This is a genomic window from Rufibacter sp. JT3400010 (assembly GCF_054956755.1).
Window position 1 is genome coordinate 24204 of the sequence record NZ_JBUDXA010000022.1, and the last position, 23528, is coordinate 47731.

Here is a 23528-nt window from a genome sequence, read left to right on the forward strand (position 1 = left end):
GCGTCTAGTAACAATAAGGCAAGGCACGGAAGTAACTTCCGCGCCATAGGGTGCCATTAATGGCATACATCTTCAAATCTCCATACCTTCAAATCTTCACATTCCATTATAATGCCGCAGAAACAACTCTTCCAACTGCTTCGCTTCTGGTAAATTTGCCGCATGTGCGGCCTGTGCCAAGCTTTGTAATCCATATAAATTCAACTGCCTTTCGCGCTCAAAATAGGCAGGTTGTGTCTTATAATAATTGAGTTGCGCATCAAATCGGGTAGAAAGTAATTGTGTGAGTTCTCTTGCCTCCTTAGTGAGCCCCGCCTGTGCCAGAGGCAGAACCAGGGCGGTACTTTCAAAGTTGTGTGGGGCACCTGCATCTGGCATAAGGGTTAAGCAGGCTTTCAGTACTTTCTGGGCCTGGGCTATCTCTCCGGCCTGTACATGGGCGCTGGCTAATGCCGCCAAGTTGCGGCGGTAGACGGGCGCAATCTGGGTCACAAAGTTCTCTTCGTACGGTTGGTTGGGGTTCGTCAGGCCGGTGTAACGGAATTTCTGTAACAGACTTTCCTGCGTACGCTGCCGGTCAACGTAGGCTTCTGATTGCGTATCTGGGTTGCGGGCGGGAACCAGGCGCAAGGCTTGGCCTTCCAGTTGCAGGAAGGGCTGCAAACCCAGTTCAGACGTTTCTGCTCCGGTGCTGGAGAAGTAGATGGGCCGTTGCCAGTGATTGGAGGCAATCACGTCTAATAGGAACAGATGCTTTTTCTCCAGTGCCTCTGCTTGCAGCTCCCAGGACATTACCTCGGGCACTTGGTTCGCCCGCTCCAATGAGATGGTACCGTTTTGCAGTATGGAGTTCTTGTTTACCGGCAAACTCAGTTTTTTAGTGGGAAGAGCGTTTAAGGTGCGGCCGTCCTGAGTCTGAACCTGTAGGGCTGGGTGATTTTGTTTCAGGAGTTGCAGGTATTGGTTTAAGTCCATGCCGCTGTCCTGCACTGATGGATTGGCGACGTACGGTAGATAATTGTTGTTGCTGAAGGCGTATTGTGATACGGGTAAGGTGCCGGGCAAAGGCGCAGAGTTGTTTACTTGGCGGCGGGCCTGTTCAATGTACCAGTCGGTGTTGAGGTATGTCATGACCAGCACGCGCACATCGGTCCGGAAGCCTTCCACTTCCTGGGCGTACCAGAGCGGGAAGGTGTCATTGTCACCGTTGGTGAACAGAATAGCGTTGGGGGCAACGGAACTGAGTAGATTCTTCGCAGAGTCCAGGGCATGATAGCGGCTAGAGCGGTTGTGGTCATCGTAGCCCTCGGCCAGCAACAGAATGGGAACGGACAGCGCCAGCACCGTAGCCAAGGCTGCCGCTTGAAGCTCTGATTTGAGCAGGCGGCGCAGAAATTCGGCAAGGCCAAGCACTCCCAAACCCATCCAGATGCTGAAAGCGTAGTAGGAACCGGCAAAGGTGTAGTCCCGCTCGCGGGGTTCCACAGGCGGTTGGTTCAGGTATAAGACAATGGCGATGCCGGTAAAGAAGAACAGCAGTAAAATGACCCAGCCATCGGTAGATTTGCGCTTGAATTGGAAAAACAGGCCTGTAACACCTAACAGCAGCGGTAACAGATAAAACTGGTTTCGGGCTTTACTCTGCGAAATGGGCGAAGGTGCCTCGCTTTTTTTTTCCCACGGCCACAACACCCCGGCATGCTGCACATCGCTTTGGCGTCCTATAAAATTCCACCCGAAGTAGCGCCAGTACATGTGGTTCAGTTGGTAGTTCCACAGGAAACTCAGGTTCTGCCCCAAGCTAGGTTTCTGCCCTTGCTGCACGTTCACCCAGTTCTGGTACGCCCGCAAATGCACCGGTTGGTCTGAGTACAGGCGCGGGAGCAGGGTTTTGTTTTTATCGTCATACACCACCTCATATTTGTAATCCACCACCGGATAGTTTCCGTTTTGCGGAGCGTAGATGGGGCCGCCTTTTTCATAGCGCTGCGCCTGCGCGTTGAATTGCGGTCCGTACAGCAACGGCCTACTTCCGTACTGTTCGCGCTTGAGGTAGCTCACAAAAGACAACAGGTTCTCGGGGTTGTTCTCGTCAATGGGCGGGTTGTAGCCAGACCGGATGGGCACCATGAGGTAAGACGAATACCCCACCAAAACCAGCACCAACGCTACCAAGGCATTGTGCCACCGTACGCGTGCGGTTCTTTTCGCCCAGCGCAAGCCGTACATGATAGCCGCCGTGAAAACCAGCAAGAAGAGAACCGCGCCTGCGCCATACGGCAAGCCGAAAGTGTTGACAAAGAACACTTCCACGGCACCCGCCACCGAGGGAAGTCCCGTAATCACGCCTTCCATCACGGTCAGTACTAAGGTTCCGCCAATAAGCAGGGCCAGTAGAACGCCTTTCGTTTTAGGCCTGTATTTCTGAAAATACACCAATAACGCAAGAGCGGGCAGCGCCACCAGATTAAGTAAATGCACGCCAATGGAGAGCCCCACCAGGTAGGCCAGAAACAACAGCCACCGGTCGGTTCCGTGGGTATTGGCCTCCGCTTGCCACTGGAGCGTAGCCCATACCACAATGGCCGTGAAGAACGAAGACAGGCCGTAAACCTCGGCCTCCACCGCGCTGAACCAGAACGAATCGGTGAAGGCGAACGCCAGGGCACCTACGGCTCCGCTGGCTAATAGCAAGAGGCGTTGGGTGGGAGAAGGGCCTTCGGCCGAGAGGGGGAGCAGCCGTTGGGCCAGCAGCGTGATGCTCCAGAACAAAAACAGGACGGTGGCCGCGCTGCTCACCGCCGAGAGGAAGTTCATGCACCAGGCCACTTGGGTGACCTCGCCAAAACTGAGCAACGTAAACAGCCGGCCTATGAGCAGGAACAGGGGCGCGCCCGGTGGGTGGGGCACCTGCAATTTGTAAGCGGCCGCAATGAACTCGCCGGTATCCCAGAAACTGGTGGTAGGTTCCAGGGTAAGTATGTACACCAACAAGGCCAGTAAGCCGGTAAACCATCCCAGCAGGATGTTCCAACGCCGGTAAGTACGCCACTGGCGAGAAACCTGCTTCTCTGTTTTAGGGCTGTTTTTCCTGAAAATGCCGAAAAACGGCAATAGTAATCCCAGCACCACCAGCAAAGGTCCCAGCGTTAAGCCCAGAAAGCCATAGCCTTGCGGCGTTGGGTCTGAAGCCATCAAAATAAACCCCAGGGCAATGGTGCCCATACCCATGAAAAGCCAGCTAAACTGCCGTTTGGTGAACAGGAACGGAGCAGAGGGAGTGGGGTCTGTTGCTGTTTTGAGGGAATCGGGTTTATAGGTTTTCAGGCTCATGTCGGAGGCGTATTGGTGTGCTTCGCAAACATACTCGCTCCCGTCATGCACCTAGGTTAATGGTTTGTAAAATGATGTTAATGAGATGTTAATGCCTTCACAGAGAGGCAGGAATTGCTTACTTTAGCCCCATGAGCCGTCAAAAGATTCAAGTTATTCTGGTGCTGGCGTGCGTGGCACTGGTGGCCTTGCTGAGCGTTCAGTTGGTGTGGCTCAACAAAGCCTACAATGCCCAGGAACGCGCCTTCAACCACAGCGTGCAGGTAGCCCTCACCCAGGTGTCTGACCAGTTGCTGACCAAAAACGGAAAAGTTGTGCCCACTTCGGCGAAGCCGGTAAAGCAGGTAGCCTCCAACTTTTTTCTGGCCGAGCTGAATGTACCCGTAAACCCGGCCGAGGCGAGTAAGCTTTTGCAGCAGGAACTAGCCAAACGGCAACTGCAGGAACGCTATGAGTTCGGGTTCTATAACAGCCAGGATGATACGCTTATGTTTGGGCAATACATTGCGGCTCCGCAGAAAACGGCTATTTCCGGGAAAACACCCGTGATTCGGCATGAGCGGGAGGGAGCGATGCCGTTGTATAACCTGGCGGTGGTGTTTCCGGGTAAGACTTCGTTTATTTTGAAGGAAATGGAATTCTGGTGGTATTCAACGGGCGCATTGCTGTTAGTGGTGCTGTTCTTCGGCTATACCATGTTCCAGATTTTGCGCGAGAAACGCCTTTCTGAGCTCAAAACCGATTTCATCAACAACCTCACCCACGAACTGCAAACTCCCATCACCAACATTGGGCTGGCCAGCGAGGTGCTGCGCAAGCGCGCCGAAACTCTTTCGCCTGACCGCCTGACCCGTTACCATGACCTTATCCATTCTGAGAACGAGCGGCTGCGCGCCCAGGTAGAGCGGGTTTTGCAAATGGCCACTCTGGAACGCCAGGAACTGGCCCTGAAAAAGGAAACCGTAGACCTGCACGCCCTTTTGCAGGAGACCGGGCAGAACCTTGCGCCCCGCTTGCAGCAACGGGCCGGGTACTTGCGGTTAAACCTGGAGGCTACCAATCCGCTTGTTCGGGCAGATGGGTTGCACGTGGCCAACGCCCTTTACAGCCTGCTGGATAATGCCGAAAAATATTCGCCGCAGGCGCCGGAAATTGAGGTGAGCACCCAGAACACCGAGCAGGGCATTCTCATTAGCATACGGGACAAAGGCATTGGCATTAGGCAGGAGTTCCAGAAGTTCCTGTTTGACAAGTTCTACCGCGTGCCCCACGGAAACGTGCATGCCGTGAAAGGTTTCGGGCTGGGCTTGAGCTACGTAAAGGCGATTATGGACGCGCACCAAGGGCAGGTGACTGTTGAGAGCGCCGAGCAGCAGGGAACCTGTTTCCGGTTAGTGTTACCGGTGAACTAAGAAACGTATTTTAAGGCTGTTTTCTGGAAAATAGGCTATTTACGCAGTACTTCCAGAATCTTGTCAGAGACTTTGCTTACTTCCTGGGCGTTATGGTTGGGGAAGTAGTCAATGGCGCAGATGGATTTCTGCAAGTCTAGCCGCCGGGCGTAATGGATGGCGATGACGTGGTCTTGTTCGGTGGCGTAAAACTCCACAGCCTGGTCTACGGCGGGAACGCCTAACCGCTCCATGCGCTGGCAGATGATGGTTTGGACATCGGTGAGGTAACCGCCGGTAATCACTTTCACCTCCGTCATGAGCGGCTCCAGGTCCGTGAGCAGGGTATTTTGTTGCACCACCTTCATAATTATTCCTTTAGAAAGTGAATTTACTTTCCAAAAAGAAGCCTACTGTGAAGAAATCATTATCCTTTTGGCTGGTATATTATCTTTTTGTTACCCTAGAAGGGGTTGCGGAAATTGAGATTAATATTGACGTTGCTTGAACAATTCTTTTTAACACAGGTAGAAGAGAAGAAACCATTTACAGCCGAAAGGATGGGGAAGAAATCTACCAAGAAGAAAAAAGATAAGCCTAAAAACGGCGGAAAGAATATACTGGGCAAGGGCCTGAGCCGACGATTGGAAAAAGCGGTAAAACAACACGGGGCAGAAGTAGTAACGGAGTTGGTGACCGCCCTGATTGCGGCCTACGTGGGTAGCCGGAAGAAAAGGAAAACCGAGGCGAAACTGGCCGAAGCGGCCAAAGCTGCCATAGGAAAAGAAGCCGATGCCGCTATAGAGACCATTCACCAGAGTTCGCATGCAAGTAAAGATCCGTCTGCTACGCCCAATGCGGTAGTGCTGGTGAAAGTGGAAATTTCTGACCAAACTGTTGCTGCACCAACCGCGGAAGTAACCTCCGTTTCACTTCCACCAGAGGAAGCCAGCCCTGAGAATATTTCTGACAATCCCCAGGAAAACGAAAAGCAGCAAGCATAAACCCACCCTTTGTTTCTGGGGCCCGCTACTCCATAAGCCTCTTCGGCAGGTATACTTCTTTTGTTAATAAGTGATGGTTGTATATTGTGTTTTCATTTAGTTTTAATTATTAATACCTTGACTTTCAAGGAGGTGAGGTTCACTCACGTATGGTGCCATTCTAAAGGAAATGCTATGAAAAAGAACCTACTAAAGTTGCGCTGGGTAGTGCTGGCGCTTTTTGTTTTCACCGGTTGCGACTTCTCTGATGATGAGGAACCGCAGCCCGCGGGGAGTGAGTATTTTGTCTCGGCTACCTCAGTGGCCAAAGTTCCCAAAGCGGCCTTGCAAGTCTACGCTACCGCAGCGGGTTTTGCCAGGTTTGTTTCGTACATAGACTATGACATTGAGGTGTACAGGTTCGTTTACAACACCACCTATAAAGGAAGCAACGTGCAGGCTTCTGGTTTGCTCTGCATTCCGCAGAACATGCCGTCGCCCCCGGCGTTGGTAAGTGCGCAGCACGGTACTATTTTCCGGGACACAGAGGCACCTTCTAATTTTCCATTAGGCTTTTCGGGGTTTGAGATTTTAGGCGCGGTGGGCTATGTCACGGTCATTCCTGACTACATTGGGTACGGTACCACCAAAGACATTGTGCACCCTTATTATGATGAAGAGCACTCTGCCTCGGCGGTGATAGACATGCTCAAAGCCGCTAAATATTACTTGGAGCGCGAGCAGATAGACACCAATGACAATCTGTTCCTGATGGGATATTCTGAAGGCGGTTACGTAACGTTGGCGGCCCAAAAAGAGATAGAAGCTGACCCTAGCCATGACCTGGAACTTACCGCCGTGGCAGCCGGGGCCGGAGGCTATGATATTGGCGGCATGCTCAGTGCCCTTGCCACGGTTCCCACCTACGCAGAACCGTCTTTCCTGCCTTTAATTCTCAACAGCTACAACGTGACCTACAACTGGAACCGCCCCTGGACCGATTTCTTCCAGCAGCCGTACGCCGGTAGAATTCCTGCGTTGTTAGACGGCACCAAGAACCGCGAAGAAATCAACAGCCAACTCACTACCTCACCGGCCGCTCTGTTCAATCCTACTTTCTACGCGAACCTGAGCAATCCGGCGGGAGAGCCTGTATTACGGCAGGCCATTGCCAACAACAGCCTGCTAGATTGGAAACCTACCAGCCCTACCCGGCTGTACCACGGTACCGAAGACGAAGCCGTTTTCTACCAGACCTCAGTGACCACTTATGACCGGTTCAGGGCTGCCGGGGCCACCAATGTCACTTTCACGCCTATTCCAGGAGGCATGCACCGCACCAGTATTGAACCCATGATGTTGGACGTGTTGCCGTGGTTTGAATCCTTGAATAACTAAGTAAACGTAAGGAAATAGATACGCAGAGAGCGCCCTTGGACTACGTTCTGAGGGCGCTCTCTTGGTTTAGTAGGAAGAGGATGATAGCGTTTCCAATGTTTTTCCAGAAATTGGCTCTTAAACGCACCAAGTCTTCTGCGCATGAGCACACTCCTCAAAGACGTTTATTCACCTCAGTTTTATGATCGCTTCGCGGATGTGCTGCAAACCGTACTGCCTCACTTTGACAAAGAAAAGTTTACCGCCCTTATCTTCACCCAAGGCTGGGAAAACAAAGAGTTAAAGGAACGCATGCGGCATACCGCCCAGGTGCTGCACCATTTTATGCCAGCCAACTTCTCAGATGCGGTGCCCCTGATTCTCCAAACCATTCAGAAACTACAGGACGAGCAGTTCCCAGTGCGGCACGTGGAGTTCATGTTCTTTCCAGACTATCTGGAAGTGTACGGCCTGGAAGACCTGGAAACCTCGGCGCAAGCCATGGAGCAAATCACGCAGTTCATCAGTTGTGAATTTGCAGTACGGCCGTTCCTCTTGAAATACCCCGAGCAGATGATGGCGCAGATGCTGGCGTGGTCTTCGCATCACCATGCTGCGGTAAGGCGCTTCGCGAGTGAAGGCTGCCGTCCCAGACTGCCCTGGGCTATGGCGCTGCCGTTTCTCAAACGTGACCCGTCGCCCATTCTGCCCATTTTGGAAAATCTGAAAGCAGATCCTTCTGAGTTTGTGCGGCGCAGCATAGCCAACAACCTCAACGACATCTCCAAAGACAACCCCGCGCTGGTGCTGGAGTTACTGGCCCAATGGAAAGGCCACAACCCCGCCACCAACTGGGTAGTAAAACACGGCTGCCGCACGCTACTCAAGCAAGGGCACACCCAAGTGCTGCGGTATTTCGGCTATGAAAGTGATGCCCAGATAGAGGTGCGTACTTTCCAGGTGTTAACGCCTGCGGTGGCGCAGGGAAAAGACCTGCTTTTCTCCTTTATCCTGAAAAACACGTCCGAAACGCCCCAGAAAGTACGGCTGGAGTACGGCCTGTATTACCAGAAAGCTAACCAATCGCTCACGCGTAAAGTTTTCAAGATCAGTGAACGGGTGTACCCGCCGGGCGAAGAAATCACCATTACCCGCAAGCAGAGTTTCAAGCCCATTACTACGCGCAAGTACCACTTGGGCCCCCACCGCGTGTCCCTTATTGTGAACGGACTGGAAAAAGACATCGCAGATTTTATTCTTGTATCTTAGGCTATGGCGCGCATTTTACTTGTGGAAGACGACCCTAACCTCGGGTTCTTATTGCAGGATAGCCTGGAAACAGCCGGGTACCACGTCACGCTCTGCGCAGACGGCGAGGCAGGGCTTTCGGCTTTAGCCCAAAGCGCCTTTGATTTGTGCGTGCTGGATGTGATGTTGCCCAAATTAGATGGCTTTTCAGTGGCCCAAGAAATTCGGCAGCGGAACGTGTCTGTGCCCTTCATGTTCTTGACCGCCAAAGCTCTGAAAGCTGACCGCCTGCAAGGTTTTGAACTAGGTTGCGATGATTACCTGACAAAACCCTTCGGGCTGGAAGAACTGGTGTACCGCGTGAAAGCCATCCTGCGCCGAACGGCCCGTGAACCAGGAACCGTTTCTTCAAAACCGACGATGGGCCTGGCTGAAACGCTTGCCTTCGGTACCTCCTCGCTAGACTTCAAGAACCTGCTGCTGCACGTAGGCGGCCACATTCATACGCTCACAGACCGTGAAGCAGAACTTCTGCGCCTCTTTGTACAACACCCGCACCAACTTCTGCGCCGCGAGGAAATCCTGCAACGCCTCTGGCAAGACGACGGCTACTTTGTAGGCCGTAGCCTGGATGTGTTTATCTCTCGTCTGCGCAAGTACCTTCAACCAGATTCATCTGTAAAGATTACTACCGTCCACGGCCGAGGGTATAAGCTGGAAGTAGCAGAGTGAGGTTTGGTTTAGGAGAGTTTTTGAGAAAACAGACCTGAAACGGTATTGTCGTAGACACGCGTAGGTCTCAGACACTGCAACACATTTTGAGTGAGAGGTGCTGCAGAGGGAACGTAGTTGCTTAGGTCCAAGTCACAGACTTGAACCATGTTTCCTGGTGAATGAATCAGACCTGCTTCTAAGGTAATTTATCTTTGAAAAGATAGCAATACGTGACAGAGACAAGGCAGTGCCTGGTCTCTACAATACCTGCTAACGTCTTCTGCTACTTTCCCCTTTCCAGTCTTCCCCAAGCGCGCCTCGCTTTTGGCCCTGGAATGGCAAAGCTAAGCGCAAATGACAATGTAGGCCGAAAGGGCCGTGCGAGAGGGGAAGACGGGGCCTCGTGGCCGTGAGCGCACGGAGGGAAACGATGAAACAACCCAGCATAAGGGCACTGCATCCACCACCCGCCACGCCAGCAACAGGCAAACTGCATGCACCAGAACACCTATCTTACTTGCTTTCCTTCTTCTCTTCCTTCTCCGCCTTTTTCACCGCCTTCTTCGTTTCCTTGATCTTCTTAAGCTGCTGCACTATATTGATAGAACCGGTTTTCTCCCCATCCATTTCAATGCTCCCCACCACGTCGCTTTTGGGTTCCAGTACCGAGTGCATGGTCATGTGGTAAGGCCAGTCTTTGTCGCCGAAGATGGCTTTAAAGGCGGTTTTCACCGGGGTCTTGATATCTGAGGTGGCTTGTACCTGCACCGGGGTTTTGCTTTGCGCCTTGATGAGGTAGGTTTTTTTGAGTTTGCCAGAGGTAAAAGCGTAGTCTTTCAGCCGCATTTTTATATCATAGCGGCGCACGTAGAAATCAAAGCTGTTGGGGTTGTCTATGAGCATGGTCATGGTCATCTCCATGTTGTCTAGCCCGAAATCCTCCAGTTCCACGTTGACCAATTCCTGCCCCGGGAGCGCGGGTACAATGATGTCCATCTCTTCGTCTACGGTGAATTCCCGTTTCCCCCGGAGGGGTACCTGGCTGAAAACCTGCAAGTGGGCCCGTACTTTTTCACCCTCGCGTACCTGCCGGCGCACCAGTTCACGGGTAACGTTGTGGTTCATGCGCACGGGCAGTTTCAAGGTCTGGGTTTTGCCCTGGCGCTCGGCTTCTGTGAAGGCTTTCTGCCCTTTGGCAATGGTGGTGCCGTACAGCGTGAAGGTATACGTGAGGCTGTCTACCACGCCTGAAAGCAGCGACGGCTGCACGTTGGCCAGCAGATTCATGGTGGCCATCTGCTCATCCAGGCGTACATCCGTAATGCGCACCCGGTCAATTTTGGGGGCAAACAATGAAATCAGTTTTTTGGTGGGCGTGGTGGCAATGATGACCCCGCCAATGACCACAAAAACCAAAAGCAACAGCAAGGCAATTTTCCATCCTTTTTTCATCTCGTTCTATCTATTTTTTACAAGTTCCCTTGGCTCAGGTAGAAGCTTCTTGGACTAACGATGTTAAGGTAGAGGAGTTGGTTACTTCTTGACAATTAAGTATTTATTCATGGTTAGGCAAGGCGATGATAAGTAGGGGCAATCCCTTGTGGTTGCCCTGAACAATTCTCTCGGTAAAGGGCAACCACAAGTGCCCCTGCATCAAGAGAAAACAAAGCTAACACGAGGAAGGAAGATAGAATTAACTTATCAGGCGCAGGCACGTACTTAGGGCTAAGGGGTTATATTGTTTAAATTATATATAACAATAATGCTTTCTACTATCAGCTTACAAAGAACTACCGTGCATGGTCAATCCTCTAAATAGCCGCCGCTATTTCAGCTTTCCTATTTTCCTCTTTTTACTGGTGCTTACGGGCTGCCAGAACTTTCCCAAAGATCCGGAGAAAACACTGGAGCAAGTCACTAACGGAACCCTTAAAGTGGGCTATTCTGAGAATCCACCGTGGGTGGTGAAAGGCCCTACTGGTCCTACCGGCATTGAGCCAGACCTGGTGAACGCCTTCGCTCAAAGTATCAATGCCAAGGTAGAATGGCAGAATGATACGGAGCAGAACCTGTTGGAAAAACTGGAGAAAAATACCCTGCACCTGGTCATTGCGGGCATTACGGATGATACTCCCTGGAAAACCAAGATCGCCTTTACCCGGCCGTATGCCGAGGTGGCGAAAAAGAAGCACGTTCTCTGCGTGATCAAAGGGGAGAACGCTTTCATTGTGAAGCTGGAGAAATTCCTGCATCAGCAAGAATCCACTCTTAAAGCCCAGCTGTAGGTATGAAACCCATCAACAGATTTGAATATCCTGAGGAACTGCAACCGGTTTTTGAGAAAGCAAAAAAGCTGGAATGGATCACCATTGCCTACCTTATTTCCACGGCCTTGCTGGTATACCTGACCATGGGCAATTCGCAGGCCATGAAAACGGCCTGGTTTGAGGATCTATTGAGCTTAACTCCGGCCGTTTCGTTTCTCATCGCGTCAAGGGTGTTCCACAAGGCACCTAACAAAGATTTTCCGTACGGCTACCATCGGGTGGTGAGCATTGCGTATCTGTGCAGTGCCGTGGCTTTGTTTTCAGTGGGCGCTTTCCTGATCTTCGACTCTGCCCTCACCCTGCTCAAACAAGAGCACGCCACTATTGGCATTAAAGTCATCTTCGGGCACGAAGTCTGGTTAGGCTACCTCATGATAGCCGTCATGCTGTACGGCACCTTTCCGGCGCTTATTCTGGGCCGCATGAAATTGCCCCTCGCCAAAAAGCTGCACGAGAAAAACCTGTACACCGATGCCGCCATGAACAAAGCCGACTGGATGACGGCCGCCGCCGCTATTCTGGGAATTCTGGGCATTGGCATAGGCTGGTGGTGGGCAGATGCCGTAGCCGCCCTCATCATTGCCCTGGACATTATCAAAGACGGCTACACCAACCTGAAGCAAGCCGTATTTGACTTGATGGACGAACGGCCCAAGAAAGTAGAAAACCAACAGGACGATCCTTTGCTGGAGAAAGTAAACGAGCTACTAAAGCAGCAGGACTGGATACAGGAATTCGCGTTCAGAATGCGGGAAGAAGGGCACGTGTACCTGGGCGAGGGCTTCGTAGTACCCGCCACCGACCAAGAACTGGTAAACCGGATAGAACAGGTGTCCAAGCAAGTAGAAGACCTCAGTTGGAGAATTCAGGAGTTTGTGCTCACGCCCGTCCGGGAGATTCCCATAACCAGTGAGGAGCAGTGAAAACGAAGGAACTGGTTTTGGACCTGTTTTCTAGAAAGGAGCCGTAAAAAGAAAAGCCTTCCGCGGTAAACGGAAGGCTTTTCAAAGATCATCAGCAAAGAGACTTAGTCTACTTTCTGTTCTACTTTTTTAACGCCTTTTTTAGTCGTGTTTTTCACCGCTTTTCCGGCTTTTTTAGCGCCTTTGGCCGTGGCCTTGGCACCGCTTACGGCTAAGTTCTTGGTTCCTTTACCCACAGACTTGGCTCCCTGCCCCACTTGCTGAGCGCCGGTCTTGGCACGGGCTTTATTGGTGGTGTGGGTAGTGTCCTGGGCCAGTTGGGTGGTTTTTAACGGGTTGTCAGAAGCCTGGGCCGTATTTACTTGTAGTCCGGCGGCTAAAAACAGAGCGGCTAAAAATGTTACCTTTTTCATATTTTATGTAGTTAGGTTCTTGGTTTGTGTTGATGCCTTAAAAACGCAGCAGATAGCGAATGGTTGCTTTTTATAGATGAAAGAAGCATTTTTAATTTTGAAGTAGCCTTGAGAAATAGTAATGTTGAAGGATTTTGTTTTTAGGCTTTTTTCTGGAAAGTAGGCTTTAAATAGCTGGCCGTTGAAACAGTGGGATAAGCTTGAATAAGGACTTGCTTTAACCTTTTTGCTTTTCAGGTGTTTTGGGTGAAAAAGTGCGAAAACAAAAGCTGCGTAGGTGAAAGTTTTAGGCAAATAAACCTTGAGAAAAACCAAACTATGATTAACCACGATTTTGTCACGCTGCCCGTCACAGACGGAACCCAGGTAGACGCGTATGTCGCTTTTCCCGAAGGGGAGGGTGCTTTTCCCGCTATCATTCTGTTACAGGAAGCCTTTGGGGTAAACCACCACATCAGGAGCATTGCCGAACGGTTGTGCCAGGAAGGGTACGCAGTCATTGCGCCAGATCTGTTCCACCGCACGGCCCATCGGCTGGAAGCCAGTTACGCAGATTTTCCGGCCATTGCGCCGCATTACCAGGCCATTACCAAAGAAGGACTCACCGCAGATTTGCAGGCTGCTTATGAGTGGTTGCAGCAGCAGCCCAACGTGCAGCCTGAAAAGATAGGCAGTTTAGGTTTCTGCTTGGGCGGCAGGGTGTCTTTTGTGGCCAATACCGTTTTGCCACTGGCGGCGGCGGTGTCTTATTACGGGGGCGGGTTAGATGCATTGGCCCCAGATGCCGAAAAACTGCACGGGCCGCACCTGTTTTTTTGGGGCGGAAAAGATGCCCACATTCCGCAGGAGAAAATTGACACCATCATTAACGCCGTGAAAGCCGCCGGTAAAGACTACATCAACACGGTCATTTCCTACGCAGACCATGGTTTCCATTGCGATGAGCGGGATAGTTACCACCCGTTGGCTGCCAAGGAAGCATGGGCCACCACGCTCGCTTTCTTTGAGAACAGGCTGAAAGCCTAAGCGCAACACGCCCGTTTTCTCAGGTTGATAGAACAGGGCCGCAGCGAAGCCGTTTATGCACTTACACGTACTATTTCACCCATGGATTTGAAAAAGAAGCTCTTGAAAATGCTGTACCCCTTGATCATGCGGCTGTCTAAGGCAACGGCAAAAGGCAAGGTGTTACGGAATCGGAAAAAAGTGGCTCCGGCCCAACCGTTCCACTCGCTCAGCACCGTTCTGAACAATGGGTCGCCGCTGGATTTCAGTCAATTCAGGAACAAGAAAGTGCTGCTGGTGAACACGGCTTCCAACTGCGGCTTTACGGGACAATACGAAGAGTTGCAGCAATTGCAGGACCAGCAGAAAGATTCGCTCGTCATCATCGGGTTTCCCGCCAATGATTTCAAGGAACAGGAGAAAGACGATGACCAGACTATCTCGCAGTTCTGCCAAATCAACTTCGGGGTAACGTTTCCGTTGGCGAAGAAGAGTGTGGTGGTGAAAACCGAAAATCAGAATCCGGTGTACAACTGGCTTTCAGACGCGCGCAAAAACGGCTGGAACGAGCATCAGCCGGATTGGAATTTCAGCAAATACCTGGTAGATGAACAAGGCATCCTGACCCATTACTTCGGCCCGGCCATTTCGCCCGTGGGCGAAGAAATACAAACCGCCCTTCAGCAGAAACCTACTTCCTGAGAAGTACGCCTGCATGACCGTATCTTACAGGGGTCAACGCAAGGGTTTGATACACAATAAATTGAATATACTTGCTTCCTGAAAATGACTTTAGTGATACTGCAACGCATCGCGCGCGTGTTCACGTGTAATCCTGGACTACTACATGACTAACCGTACCTTCTCCGTGGCTGAAGAGAGCTCTACCAAAGGAAATAACCTGCCTTTTCAGAAGATATTTGAAGTTCAGCCCAGACTCATGCTGCTACTGGCGCCTGACCTGACCATACAGGCGGCCACAGACTCTTACCTGCACGAAACGCTCACCAAACGCGAGGAGGTCATTGGCAGATACGTTTTTGAGGTCTTTCCAGATAATCCGGCTAGTACGGCAGGCTCCACCATGAGCCTGGCTGCTTCCTTCCAGGAGGTGTTAACCAGCGGCAAGACGGTTAAAATGGAGAACATTCGGTATGACATCCAGGACCCGGAGCGCCCCGGCAGCTTTCTGGAGCGCTACTGGACCAACGTGAATACCCCCGTGTTTCAGGACGAAGGCGGCATTTGCTGTATTATCCATGAAATAGTAAACGTCACGGAACGGGAGAAAGCCAAGCGGCAACTGAAAGAAAGCCGGAAACGCGAATTGGAAGCTTTAGCCCACGCCGAACAGCAGCGGAACCGTCTGGAGCGGCTTTTTAACCAGGCTCCTGCCGCGTTAGCCATTCTGGAAGGGCCAGATCTGGTGTTCAACGTCATCAACACCAGTTACCAGCAACTTTTCCCGGGGAGGCAATTGGTAGGCTTACCCGTGTTGGAAGCCCTGCCCGAACTGGCCGGTCAGCCCATTGCGGCTATCATGCAGAACGTGATCACCACCGGTGAGACCTTTGAGGGGAAAGAAGTGTTGGTGCCCGTGGCGCGTTTTGAGGGGCAGGACCCCGAAGATATTTACTGGAACTTCATTTACCAAGCGCTTTATGACGCCCAGGGGCAGATCAATGGCATGTTGATTTTCGCGCTGGACGTGACGCAATTTGTACTCACGCGTCGGCAAGCCGAAGAGAGTGCCCAAGTGCTGCAAACCCTGAACCAGGAACTGGAAGAGCGGGTGGCGCGCAGGACCAGAGAATTGCAGTTGGCCCAGGCAGAATCTGAAAACCAGAAAATAAGGCTGGAACGTCTGTTCATGGATGCTCCGGCGGCCATCTGCATCTTAGACGGGCCAGAGATGGTGTTTGAGCTGGTGAACCCCATTTACCATCAGTTGTTCCCGGGCCGGGAGTTGGCAGGCAAACCCATCTTAGACGTTCTACCTGAGATAAAGGAAAACAAAGTCTACGAGACCTTGCGGCACGTGTACGAGACCGGCCAAACCCATGAAGAGCAGGAAATGCTGATTCCCTTGGTTCGGCCACAGGACGGGGTACTGGAAAACCGCTACTTCAAATACATTCAGCAGGCCCGTTACAATGAGCTGAATCAGATAGACGGTATTCTGGTGCTGGCGTTTGAAGTGACCGAGCAGGTAGAGGCCAGAAGGGCCGTAGAAGACAGTGCCCAGCAACTGCGCCTCATCACAGACTCTTTGCCGGTGCTTATTGGTTACGTAGACAAGGATGTGACATACCGCTTCGCCAACAAGGCTTATGATACCTGGTTTCCCGTTAAGGCCGGAAATTTACTGGGCCGCCGCGTCATAGATGTAATTGGTGAAAAAGCCTACCAGAACGTGAAAGGCTACCTTGACCGCGCCCTGTCTGGCGAACGGGTAGACTTTGATGCCACCATGCCCTACCGGGACGGCTTCACCAAACACATTCACACCAGCTATGTGCCCGATGTGCGCGAAGGTGCCATTCAAGGTTTTTACAGCCTGGTCACCGATGTGACCGATCAGGTAGAAGCCCGCTTGGCGTTGGAAAAAAGCGAGCAGGAAGCCAAGGACATGGCGCGCGAAGTAGCCTTCACCAATGAAGAACTGCGCCTGGCCAACCAACAGCTCACCCACATCAACGCAGATTTAGATAACTTCATTTACACCGCCTCCCATGATCTGAAAGCTCCTATCTCCAACATTGAAATGCTCATGGAGGAACTCTTGCTGGAGTTGCCGCCGGAAAGTCTTCAGCGGAAGGATGTGGAGTGCATTCTGGAGATGATCACCAAAGCCATCTATCGTTTCAGGAAAACCATTGACCATCTCACCGAGATTTCCAAGTTGCAGAAAGACAACCTGCCAGAAACCAAACTGGTGAATCTGCGGGAAACCGTGCAGGAGGTGCTGCTGGACATGGAGCAAACCATCCATAAAGCCGAGGCCCGCATAGAAGTTTCCCTCAGCGATAATGCCCAGCTTCCTTTCTCAGAGAAAAATCTGCGCAGCATTGTCTACAACCTGCTTTCCAACGCCATCAAATACTGCCACCCAGACCGCAAACCCGTCATAAAGGTCAGTTGCCAGCAAGAGGCAGAGTACCTGGTGCTCACCGTGCAAGATAACGGCTTAGGCTTAAACGCAGCCCAACAGGAGAAACTGTTCAACATGTTCCGGCGCTTCCATGACCACGTAGAAGGCTCCGGCGTGGGACTCTACATGGTCAAACGGATAGTAGACAACGCCGGGGGCCGTATTGAGGTGGAAAGCGAAAGCGGCAAGGGATCTATTTTCAAGGTGTTTCTCAGAAATAAGCTGTAAATCAAAACACTTACCTAACAGGAGAATCTGGCCTTTTGAGAATGCTCAGCTTCTTTCTGAAAAGACTGTTTTAAGGCTTCTTTTACAAAAAAATGACGTAAACCAAGACGCACACGCATTCTGTCCCCCTTTGAAGGCAGGGCCGTTAAGTTCTAAAAATTGATATGGTTCAAGTTTTCAACTTGGACCTAAAATGAGCTGAAGTTTGCAAATCAGTAAGGCGTTAGCCTCAAACTCTGCAAGAAAGGCAATGGACTTTACCCCCAGTTTAAGCCTCCAATGTAGAACTTAACGGCCCTACCCTTTGAAGGTGGTGGGGGATGGCCAGGACGTTTGAAGAACCTGAGACACTCACTAAAAGAGTTGAGGATGATTCTCGGAAATACCTGATCAACAAGAGATATCATCCCCCTACCTCCTTCAAAGGGGAACGAAATGCGTGCTTATTGAGAACTGACCGTGTGGATATTGGCGTAGCCTTCTAATTTTGATGCCCGAGTTCACCTGTAAACTAGCCTTTGTTCAGAATCAGGCAACCTTTACCAGAGCAAAGTAGTACCACCTGTCTTGTGGCTAGCCTTACGTAGCGGCATAGCCCGAAGAACGAATACCTATGGACATTTCACAAATTAAGCTAATAGCCACCGACATGGATGGCACCCTGCTAGATCCCCAACATAACTTACCCGCAGATTTTTACCAGGTGTACCAAGCCCTCAAAGACAGGGGCATTCTGTTTGCCGCCGCCAGTGGAAGACAGTACTACAACCTAAGAAACCTGTTTGAACCCATCAAAGATGAACTCATTTTCCTGGCCGAGAATGGCAGCTATGTGGTGTATCAAGGAGAGGAACTGCTGGTGCAGGCCCTGGACCCCACTCAGACCAAAAAACTGATCCAGAAAGCCAGGGAAGTGGAAGGGGCCTACATGGTGCTCTGCGGAAAGAAATCTGCTTACGTAGATAACACCGCCCCCGAATTCATGGACCAGGTAGCGCTGTATTATGACGAGGTGAAAGTAGTGGACGATCTGCTGCAGGTGGAGGATGACCAGTTCCTGAAGATAGCCATCTGCGAACTGGGCGGCGTAGAAGAAAGCAGCAACCTCCATTTTCAAGAAGAAAGAGCGCACCTGCAGATCACCGTTTCAGGTAAAATCTGGCTGGACCTCTGCCACCAACAGGCCAACAAGGGCCGGGGCATGGAAGTGATTCAGCAGAAATTCAACATCACCCCAGAACAGACCATGGTCTTCGGCGATTACCTCAACGACCTGAAGATGATCCAGAAAGCCCACTACAGCTATGCCATGGAAAACGCCCACCCAGATATAAAAGAAGCAGCCCGGTTCACTGCCAAAAGCAACAGCGAGAACGGCGTTTTGGAAGTGCTTCAAAAGCTAATTGCTGAAGAGAAATAAGTATAGAGTAATGATTTCACTCGCTCGCGTCCCGCGAGTGTGAGTTACTTGTGGCGTCCCGCCGCTAAGGAATGTATTGACCGCTTTTAAATGTATTAATCGCTTTTATTTAAAAAGTCCAACTCGGCCAGAGGCCGAAAGTAGCTCACACTCGCGGGACGCGAGCGAGTGTTCTGTTTTAATTTATCATTACGTTTTTCCGGAATTAGGAGCGGGCAATTAGGAGTTGCTTGAGCAGGCAAAAACTCTCGTTTAGAAGCTGTTTTCTGAAAATCAAACCTAAAACGCGGCTACCGTATAGGTTAGAGTAAGTTAAAGACCAATTACCATGGATGAGCAATTAATGCAGGCGGTAAACGAAGCCGTTGCTAAAAAGAAGTTTCTGAAGATTCAGTACCGCACCGAATTGAGTGAGTTTCTGACCGTTACCACTATGATTAAGAAAGTGGAGGAAAAGGAAGGAACACCATATTTAGAGTTAGTCACCGGTCAGGAAATTCCGTTCGACCAACTGGTGAAGGTAGGCGATGTGGCTTCCAACAACTTCACCAGTCGGGATTTTACCTGTGACTGCTAACCTCGCAGAGTTAAATTCTGGGCAATAGACAGAACGGCTTAGGAACGACAAACGCAAGTTTCAGGACACAGCTAGCCAGTTATGACAAGGGCTTTCATCTACCAAGATGAAAGCCCTTGTCATAACTGGCCTAAATAAAAAGAAGCCGTGCTTAGCGTGCGAAAGTAGTTCGTGAACCGGCTCTGCGGCTGTTGTCCACGCTCCAGATGCCCGAGCCATGCGCAGCAATGTACAGGAATAAGAAGCAGTACAACACAGCCAATTCACCTTGGTTCACCACCGGTGACCAGCCTTGAGATGCATGCGCCATGAAATAAGCCACTGCCATGGTACCACTGGCAATGAACGCGGCCCAACTGGTTAAGAAACCAATCGCAATCAAAATACCCGCTACCAGTTCAATGATTCCGGCTACCCCTACCAGCGAAGCTAATTCCGCAGGGTCTTTTTCGCCTGGCCATCCGAATAACTTCTGTGAGCCATGCATCGCGAACATTAACCCAGAAACAATGCGCAAAAGGGCATAAAAGACGGAAGCATATCTTCCTACAACTCTTTCCATAGTAAATGATAATAAGTGATGTTGTTCTGTAAGCAACCCTCACATAACAGGGGGAAGTGAGTAGTTTTACGAACAGGTCTATATATAGTTTTGGGTTAATATAGCAGTTTGGGTGTCATATCTCCCCAACTCATTGGCAGAAATTGTCAGTAACCTTCACCTATCATTAATTTGAGACCTTGGTTTACACTGGTGCAACCTTGAGGCGTTGTTGATCAAACACATCCTTTTTCCGGTTCTTGTTAAGTCCACCCAATCTTTGTGGTACCTGAAACTCTTACTTTAGCCAGAAGTCAATTGAACAGAAAGGCTAATCCCCCAAAGAGAAAGTCTGCTTTGTAGGTAAAGCGCATGGTGTGCTTTTGTGGTGAAACGAGAAGAAAACGGTAATGGGGTTGGCTGTAAAAAAGGGAGAACCAACAGGTGTAAAGAAAGGAATTTTCGGATGGTCTGCTAATGGTGAGGTAAGGTTTGACAGTGTTTCTGTCTTGTATAAGCGTCCAAAAAGATAACTCCGCGAGTGTGTTGATTTTGCTTAAAATTTAGTATTAAACCACTATGTTGTTGGTGTTGTAGTTAGAAATACAGTGATGAATTTGTATTTTGCTGAAATGCTATAACTTAGAGACTTGAAATAAATAACCTATCCAAAATCTTTATTTACATGTTTAAAGCTCCGTTTTCCTTTAAAGGAAGAATCAGAAGATTAGAGTATGGCCTCAGCTATGTAGGCTATATGGTATTTGCCTTCTTTACCGGTTTGGTTGATCCGGCTGTTGATGGTGATATAGCGTTGTTCTTTTTTGCTTTGTATATTCCCTTTGCCTGGTTCCTATTTGCTCAGGGTGCCAAAAGGTGCCATGATAAAGGAAGATCGGGGTGGTATCAGCTGATTCCTTTCTACGTGTTTGCCTTGCTTTTAAGCGATGGAGAACCCTATGGAAACGACTACGGCCGTAACCCGAAGGGAAAGGACGAGCAAGCAGCAGACTTTTTTAATCAGGAGCCCGTTATGGAGTAAAATCTACGTTTCAATTACTCTGCATTTCAGGCCTGTTTTTCACAAAGCAGGCCTGAAATGTGTTTAGACCTTTCCTTTTGGCTAATCAATGTTTGGGGAGAATGCAGTCAGTCACCTTTGTAGGTAACGGAATTTTTGGGGTAGTTTGTCAAAAGAGCATTTTCAAGAGTACAGGCAAAAAACGGGTAAGTTTTTCTTATTAGTAATACTTTTTTAACCTCTTTTCCTGAAAACACCTTCAAAAAGTATTAGCCATTGGAAAAATTAGAAGGTAAATAGGAAATTATCATCAGGTTAGCTCTCAATCAATTATCTTAATGGATTAAAATACTTCTACTACTGAACGCACCCGCTGAAGCGGACTAAAAAGAGATTCTATGAACAGGCGAACCGCCGTGAAAGGGCTGCTGGTTTTTACGGGTGGGCTGATGCTGCTTCCGTCCTGCCTCACGCAGGAAGGGAAAGCCTCCGTCAAGCTGAAGTACCTGGAGGTGTCAGCGGAAGAAGAGAAGATGCTGGGTGAAATAGTGGAAACCATTATTCCTACCACAGACACAGCCGGAGGCAAACAACTGGGCCTGCACAAATTCACCCTGAAAATGGTGGATGATCTCCATAGTCCTGAGGATCAGAAAATCTTTTTGGACGGAATGGAAGCGTTCCGGAAGATGACCAAAAAGCAGACGGGCAGCTCTTTCACAGAATGCAGCTTGCAACAGCGGCAGGAAATCATTGCTGCGGTAAACGCTGGAAAAGCGCCTGAAGAGGTAGTCGGTTTTTACAACATCCTGAAAAACCATACCATTACCGGTTACCTCAACTCAGAACTGGTCATGACCAAGTTGCGCATTTATGAACTGGTGCCCAGCCGGTACATCGCCTATTATCCCGTGAAAGCCTCAATCATCCAAAAAAATGGCTAATTTAAACGTAGACAGTGTAAAGCAGCGCACCTTTGATGCTATTGTAATTGGTTCTGGGATGAGCGGCGGATGGGCAGCCAAGGAGTTCACCGAGAAAGGACTGAAAACCCTGGTGCTGGAGCGCGGGCGCGATGTGAAACACATCAAGGATTACCCCACCACCAACATGATGCCGTATGAGTTTGAGCACCGCAACGAACTCACCTACGAGATAAAACAAAAAGACCCCATCATTAGCCGCTGCTACGCGTTCCGCGAAGATGCCATGCACTTTTTCGTGCGTGATTCTGAGCAGCCGTACGTGCAGGAAAAACCCTTCGACTGGATAAGAGGCCAGCAGGTAGGCGGAAAGTCCTTGTTGTGGGCGCGGCAAACGCAACGCTGGAGCGACCTGGACTTTGAAGGCCCCGCCCGTGACGGTTTTGCCGTGGACTGGCCCATTCGGTACAAAGACCTGGAGCCCTGGTACAGCTATGTAGAGAAATTCGCCGGAATCTCGGGCAACAACGATGGTCTGGAAGAACTGCCCGATGGCGAGTTTTTGCCCGCTTTTCCGCTAAACAGCGTGGAGGATCATTTCAAGAAGCAACTCAAAACCCACTACGGCAACCGGCACGTGATTAGTGCCCGCTGCGCACATCTTTCCAAGCCCACCCAAATTCACCTAGACCAGGGACGCGCGCAATGCCAGAACCGTATTCTGTGCCAGCGCGGCTGTCCGTTTGGCGGGTACTTCAGCAGTAATGCCTCTACGCTTCCGTGGGCCGAGCGCACCGGCAACTTAACCTTGGTGCCGCATGCGGTGGTGCGGGAAGTGATCTATGACGAGAAAGCGGGAAAAGCTACTGGCGTGCGCGTCATCAACGGGCAGACCAAAGAAGAAACCGAGTATTACGCGCCGGTGATTTTCGTGAATGCCTCGGCCTTCAGCACCAACCAGATTCTGCTAAACTCCACCTCGTCAAGGTTCCCTAATGGCTTAGGCAATGATAATGGCCTGCTGGGCAGGTACGTGGCGTTCCATAATTACCGCGCCCGCATCACCGCTGAGTTTGAAGGCATGCAGGAGTACGCCACCGATGGCCGTAACCCCGCGGGCGGCGGCTATATTCCGCGTTTCCGAAACCTGCATAAACAGGAAACCGACTTCCTTCGCGGTTACGCAGCTGGCTTTAGGGCAGATAGGAGCAAGGTGGAGGATAGGTCTGGTTTTGGGGCAGATTTGAAAAAAAGCCTGCTAAACCCTACCTGGGGAACCTGGAAAGTAGGTTCGCACATGATGGGCGAAACCATTCCCAAAGAGGAAAGTCAGCTTAGTTTGAGCAAAGAAAAAGATGCCTGGGGAATTCCGCTGCTCAACATCAACATTGGCTATGATGCCAATGATGATAAAATGGTCGCCGATTACCACGCCCAACTGGAGGAGATGTTCACCAAAGCCGGCTTTACCAACATCCAGAAAACGGATTCAAAACAAGCTCCCGGGCTGGACATCCATGAAATGGGCGGCGTTCGTATGGGGCATGATCCTAAGACGTCGTTGCTAGGCAAGTACAACCAACTGCATGCCTGCCCCAACGTGTACGTGACCGACGGTGCCTGTATGACCTCTACTTCCACCCAAAACCCGTCCTTAACCTACATGGCCTTGACGGCCCGCGCAGTAGACCATGCCGTGGGCGAGCTGAAGAAGCGGAATATTTAGATATTACCTGAGCTGGAGAAAGGAGGAAGCCTTATGTCATAAGAAGTACAAGGCTTCCTCCTTTTGGTAGGCATTTTGCCTCAGAAGAGAGTTAGGACAAGCGTTTTCCGGGTGATTTCTTGTAAATCAAGTAGGATTACGTAGAAACTCAGAGAGATGGGTTTACTAGATTAGGGATTGAAATCTTATTTTCTGGAGAAACCATGTTCTCCCGGCAGTTTGCTTCC

At 50.5% G+C, this 23528-nt stretch carries 20 protein-coding genes; 15 read left to right on the top strand and 5 right to left on the bottom strand.

Features of this window, described 5'->3' with window-relative positions:
- Positions 1-96: 96 nt before the first annotated feature.
- Positions 97-3333: a DUF3098 domain-containing protein gene (locus tag ACY0JR_RS17140; protein WP_462635367.1), complete on the bottom strand. Its 3237-nt coding sequence runs from the start codon at positions 3331-3333 to the stop codon at positions 97-99.
- Between the two features lie 131 nt (positions 3334-3464).
- Here ACY0JR_RS17140 and ACY0JR_RS17145 point away from each other — a divergent pair, with 131 nt between their 5' ends.
- Positions 3465-4745: a sensor histidine kinase gene (locus ACY0JR_RS17145; protein ID WP_462635368.1), complete on the top strand. Its 1281-nt coding sequence runs from the start codon at positions 3465-3467 to the stop codon at positions 4743-4745.
- 35 nt (positions 4746-4780) lie between these two features.
- On the opposite strand, the gene ACY0JR_RS17150 is transcribed toward ACY0JR_RS17145, so the two are convergent.
- Entirely contained in the window at positions 4781-5092 is a 312-nt protein-coding gene (locus ACY0JR_RS17150) for a hypothetical protein (protein WP_462635370.1), read from the bottom strand.
- A 192-nt stretch (positions 5093-5284) separates the two neighbouring features.
- On the opposite strand from ACY0JR_RS17150, the gene ACY0JR_RS17155 reads away from it, so the two are divergent.
- The 4 genes from ACY0JR_RS17155 (at position 5285) to ACY0JR_RS17170 (ending at position 9064) form a co-directional block, all read left to right on the top strand.
- On the top strand, positions 5285-5728 hold the full coding sequence (locus tag ACY0JR_RS17155) for a hypothetical protein (RefSeq protein ID WP_462635371.1): 444 nt from the start codon (positions 5285-5287) through the stop codon (positions 5726-5728).
- Between the two features lie 174 nt (positions 5729-5902).
- Positions 5903-7105 (top strand): alpha/beta fold hydrolase, encoded by a 1203-nt coding sequence (locus ACY0JR_RS17160; RefSeq protein ID WP_462635372.1) that lies wholly within the window; start codon positions 5903-5905, stop codon positions 7103-7105.
- A 141-nt stretch (positions 7106-7246) separates the two neighbouring features.
- Positions 7247-8353, top strand: a complete 1107-nt coding sequence (locus ACY0JR_RS17165) for a DNA alkylation repair protein (RefSeq protein ID WP_462635373.1) — start codon at positions 7247-7249, stop codon at positions 8351-8353.
- A gap of 3 nt (positions 8354-8356) precedes the next feature.
- A complete protein-coding gene (locus ACY0JR_RS17170) occupies positions 8357-9064 on the top strand; it encodes a response regulator transcription factor (RefSeq protein ID WP_462635374.1) in 708 nt (235 codons plus the stop codon).
- A gap of 495 nt (positions 9065-9559) precedes the next feature.
- Here the strand turns inward: ACY0JR_RS17170 and ACY0JR_RS17175 are convergent, their stop codons facing one another.
- Positions 9560-10498 carry an LEA type 2 family protein gene (locus ACY0JR_RS17175; protein ID WP_462635375.1) on the bottom strand — a complete coding sequence of 313 codons (939 nt, stop codon included), beginning with the start codon at positions 10496-10498 and terminating at the stop codon, positions 9560-9562.
- Positions 10499-10845: 347 nt separating this feature from the next.
- On the opposite strand from ACY0JR_RS17175, the gene ACY0JR_RS17180 reads away from it, so the two are divergent.
- Positions 10846-11331 carry a transporter substrate-binding domain-containing protein gene (locus ACY0JR_RS17180; protein ID WP_462635376.1) on the top strand — a complete coding sequence of 162 codons (486 nt, stop codon included), beginning with the start codon at positions 10846-10848 and terminating at the stop codon, positions 11329-11331.
- 2 nt (positions 11332-11333) lie between these two features.
- Positions 11334-12296 (top strand): cation diffusion facilitator family transporter, encoded by a 963-nt coding sequence (locus tag ACY0JR_RS17185; RefSeq protein ID WP_462635377.1) that lies wholly within the window; start codon positions 11334-11336, stop codon positions 12294-12296.
- 104 nt (positions 12297-12400) lie between these two features.
- Here the strand turns inward: ACY0JR_RS17185 and ACY0JR_RS17190 are convergent, their stop codons facing one another.
- Complete coding sequence (locus ACY0JR_RS17190) at positions 12401-12709, bottom strand: hypothetical protein (protein WP_462635378.1); 309 nt, start codon at positions 12707-12709, stop codon at positions 12401-12403.
- Between the two features lie 318 nt (positions 12710-13027).
- On the opposite strand from ACY0JR_RS17190, the gene ACY0JR_RS17195 reads away from it, so the two are divergent.
- The 5 genes from ACY0JR_RS17195 (at position 13028) to ACY0JR_RS17215 (ending at position 19090) form a co-directional block, all read left to right on the top strand.
- A complete protein-coding gene (locus ACY0JR_RS17195; RefSeq protein ID WP_462635379.1) occupies positions 13028-13735 on the top strand; it encodes a dienelactone hydrolase family protein in 708 nt (235 codons plus the stop codon).
- Positions 13736-13816: 81 nt separating this feature from the next.
- On the top strand, positions 13817-14416 hold the full coding sequence (locus tag ACY0JR_RS17200; protein WP_462635380.1) for a glutathione peroxidase: 600 nt from the start codon (positions 13817-13819) through the stop codon (positions 14414-14416).
- 145 nt (positions 14417-14561) lie between these two features.
- Positions 14562-17093 (top strand): PAS domain-containing protein, encoded by a 2532-nt coding sequence (locus tag ACY0JR_RS17205; RefSeq protein ID WP_462635381.1) that lies wholly within the window; start codon positions 14562-14564, stop codon positions 17091-17093.
- Positions 17094-17706: 613 nt separating this feature from the next.
- Complete coding sequence (locus tag ACY0JR_RS17210) at positions 17707-18513, top strand: HAD family hydrolase (protein WP_462635382.1); 807 nt, start codon at positions 17707-17709, stop codon at positions 18511-18513.
- A 328-nt stretch (positions 18514-18841) separates the two neighbouring features.
- Complete coding sequence (locus ACY0JR_RS17215) at positions 18842-19090, top strand: hypothetical protein (RefSeq protein ID WP_462635383.1); 249 nt, start codon at positions 18842-18844, stop codon at positions 19088-19090.
- A gap of 151 nt (positions 19091-19241) precedes the next feature.
- Here ACY0JR_RS17215 and ACY0JR_RS17220 read toward each other — a convergent pair whose 3' ends face one another.
- Positions 19242-19652, bottom strand: a complete 411-nt coding sequence (locus tag ACY0JR_RS17220; protein WP_462635384.1) for a DoxX family protein — start codon at positions 19650-19652, stop codon at positions 19242-19244.
- A gap of 664 nt (positions 19653-20316) precedes the next feature.
- Here ACY0JR_RS17220 and ACY0JR_RS17225 point away from each other — a divergent pair.
- From ACY0JR_RS17225 to ACY0JR_RS17235, 3 genes are all read left to right on the top strand, one after another.
- Entirely contained in the window at positions 20317-20673 is a 357-nt protein-coding gene (locus ACY0JR_RS17225) for a DUF805 domain-containing protein (protein WP_462635385.1), read from the top strand.
- Between the two features lie 377 nt (positions 20674-21050).
- On the top strand, positions 21051-21596 hold the full coding sequence (locus ACY0JR_RS17230) for a gluconate 2-dehydrogenase subunit 3 family protein (RefSeq protein WP_462635386.1): 546 nt from the start codon (positions 21051-21053) through the stop codon (positions 21594-21596).
- Positions 21589-23301 (top strand): GMC oxidoreductase, encoded by a 1713-nt coding sequence (locus ACY0JR_RS17235; protein ID WP_462635387.1) that lies wholly within the window; start codon positions 21589-21591, stop codon positions 23299-23301. The genes ACY0JR_RS17230 and ACY0JR_RS17235 overlap by 8 nt, the downstream gene beginning before the upstream one ends.
- Positions 23302-23528 lie beyond the last annotated feature (227 nt).

What these genes read in the sequence shown, in the direction of transcription:
- ACY0JR_RS17185 (WP_462635377.1), top strand. Translation starts at nt 11,334, where the DNA reads ATGAAACCCATCAACAGATTTGAATATCCTGAGGAACTGCAACCGGTT.
- ACY0JR_RS17140 (WP_462635367.1), bottom strand. Translation starts at nt 3,333, where the DNA reads ATGAGCCTGAAAACCTATAAACCCGATTCCCTCAAAACAGCAACAGAC.
- ACY0JR_RS17170 (WP_462635374.1), top strand. Translation starts at nt 8,357, where the DNA reads ATGGCGCGCATTTTACTTGTGGAAGACGACCCTAACCTCGGGTTCTTA.
- ACY0JR_RS17180 (WP_462635376.1), top strand. Translation starts at nt 10,846, where the DNA reads ATGGTCAATCCTCTAAATAGCCGCCGCTATTTCAGCTTTCCTATTTTC.
- ACY0JR_RS17155 (WP_462635371.1), top strand. Translation starts at nt 5,285, where the DNA reads ATGGGGAAGAAATCTACCAAGAAGAAAAAAGATAAGCCTAAAAACGGC.
- ACY0JR_RS17165 (WP_462635373.1), top strand. Translation starts at nt 7,247, where the DNA reads ATGAGCACACTCCTCAAAGACGTTTATTCACCTCAGTTTTATGATCGC.
- ACY0JR_RS17195 (WP_462635379.1), top strand. Translation starts at nt 13,028, where the DNA reads ATGATTAACCACGATTTTGTCACGCTGCCCGTCACAGACGGAACCCAG.
- ACY0JR_RS17210 (WP_462635382.1), top strand. Translation starts at nt 17,707, where the DNA reads ATGGACATTTCACAAATTAAGCTAATAGCCACCGACATGGATGGCACC.
- ACY0JR_RS17220 (WP_462635384.1), bottom strand. Translation starts at nt 19,652, where the DNA reads ATGGAAAGAGTTGTAGGAAGATATGCTTCCGTCTTTTATGCCCTTTTG.
- ACY0JR_RS17175 (WP_462635375.1), bottom strand. Translation starts at nt 10,498, where the DNA reads ATGAAAAAAGGATGGAAAATTGCCTTGCTGTTGCTTTTGGTTTTTGTG.
- ACY0JR_RS17145 (WP_462635368.1), top strand. Translation starts at nt 3,465, where the DNA reads ATGAGCCGTCAAAAGATTCAAGTTATTCTGGTGCTGGCGTGCGTGGCA.
- ACY0JR_RS17205 (WP_462635381.1), top strand. Translation starts at nt 14,562, where the DNA reads ATGACTAACCGTACCTTCTCCGTGGCTGAAGAGAGCTCTACCAAAGGA.
- ACY0JR_RS17200 (WP_462635380.1), top strand. Translation starts at nt 13,817, where the DNA reads ATGGATTTGAAAAAGAAGCTCTTGAAAATGCTGTACCCCTTGATCATG.
- ACY0JR_RS17215 (WP_462635383.1), top strand. Translation starts at nt 18,842, where the DNA reads ATGGATGAGCAATTAATGCAGGCGGTAAACGAAGCCGTTGCTAAAAAG.
- ACY0JR_RS17235 (WP_462635387.1), top strand. Translation starts at nt 21,589, where the DNA reads ATGGCTAATTTAAACGTAGACAGTGTAAAGCAGCGCACCTTTGATGCT.
- ACY0JR_RS17230 (WP_462635386.1), top strand. Translation starts at nt 21,051, where the DNA reads ATGAACAGGCGAACCGCCGTGAAAGGGCTGCTGGTTTTTACGGGTGGG.
- ACY0JR_RS17225 (WP_462635385.1), top strand. Translation starts at nt 20,317, where the DNA reads ATGTTTAAAGCTCCGTTTTCCTTTAAAGGAAGAATCAGAAGATTAGAG.
- ACY0JR_RS17160 (WP_462635372.1), top strand. Translation starts at nt 5,903, where the DNA reads ATGAAAAAGAACCTACTAAAGTTGCGCTGGGTAGTGCTGGCGCTTTTT.
- ACY0JR_RS17190 (WP_462635378.1), bottom strand. Translation starts at nt 12,709, where the DNA reads ATGAAAAAGGTAACATTTTTAGCCGCTCTGTTTTTAGCCGCCGGACTA.
- ACY0JR_RS17150 (WP_462635370.1), bottom strand. Translation starts at nt 5,092, where the DNA reads ATGAAGGTGGTGCAACAAAATACCCTGCTCACGGACCTGGAGCCGCTC.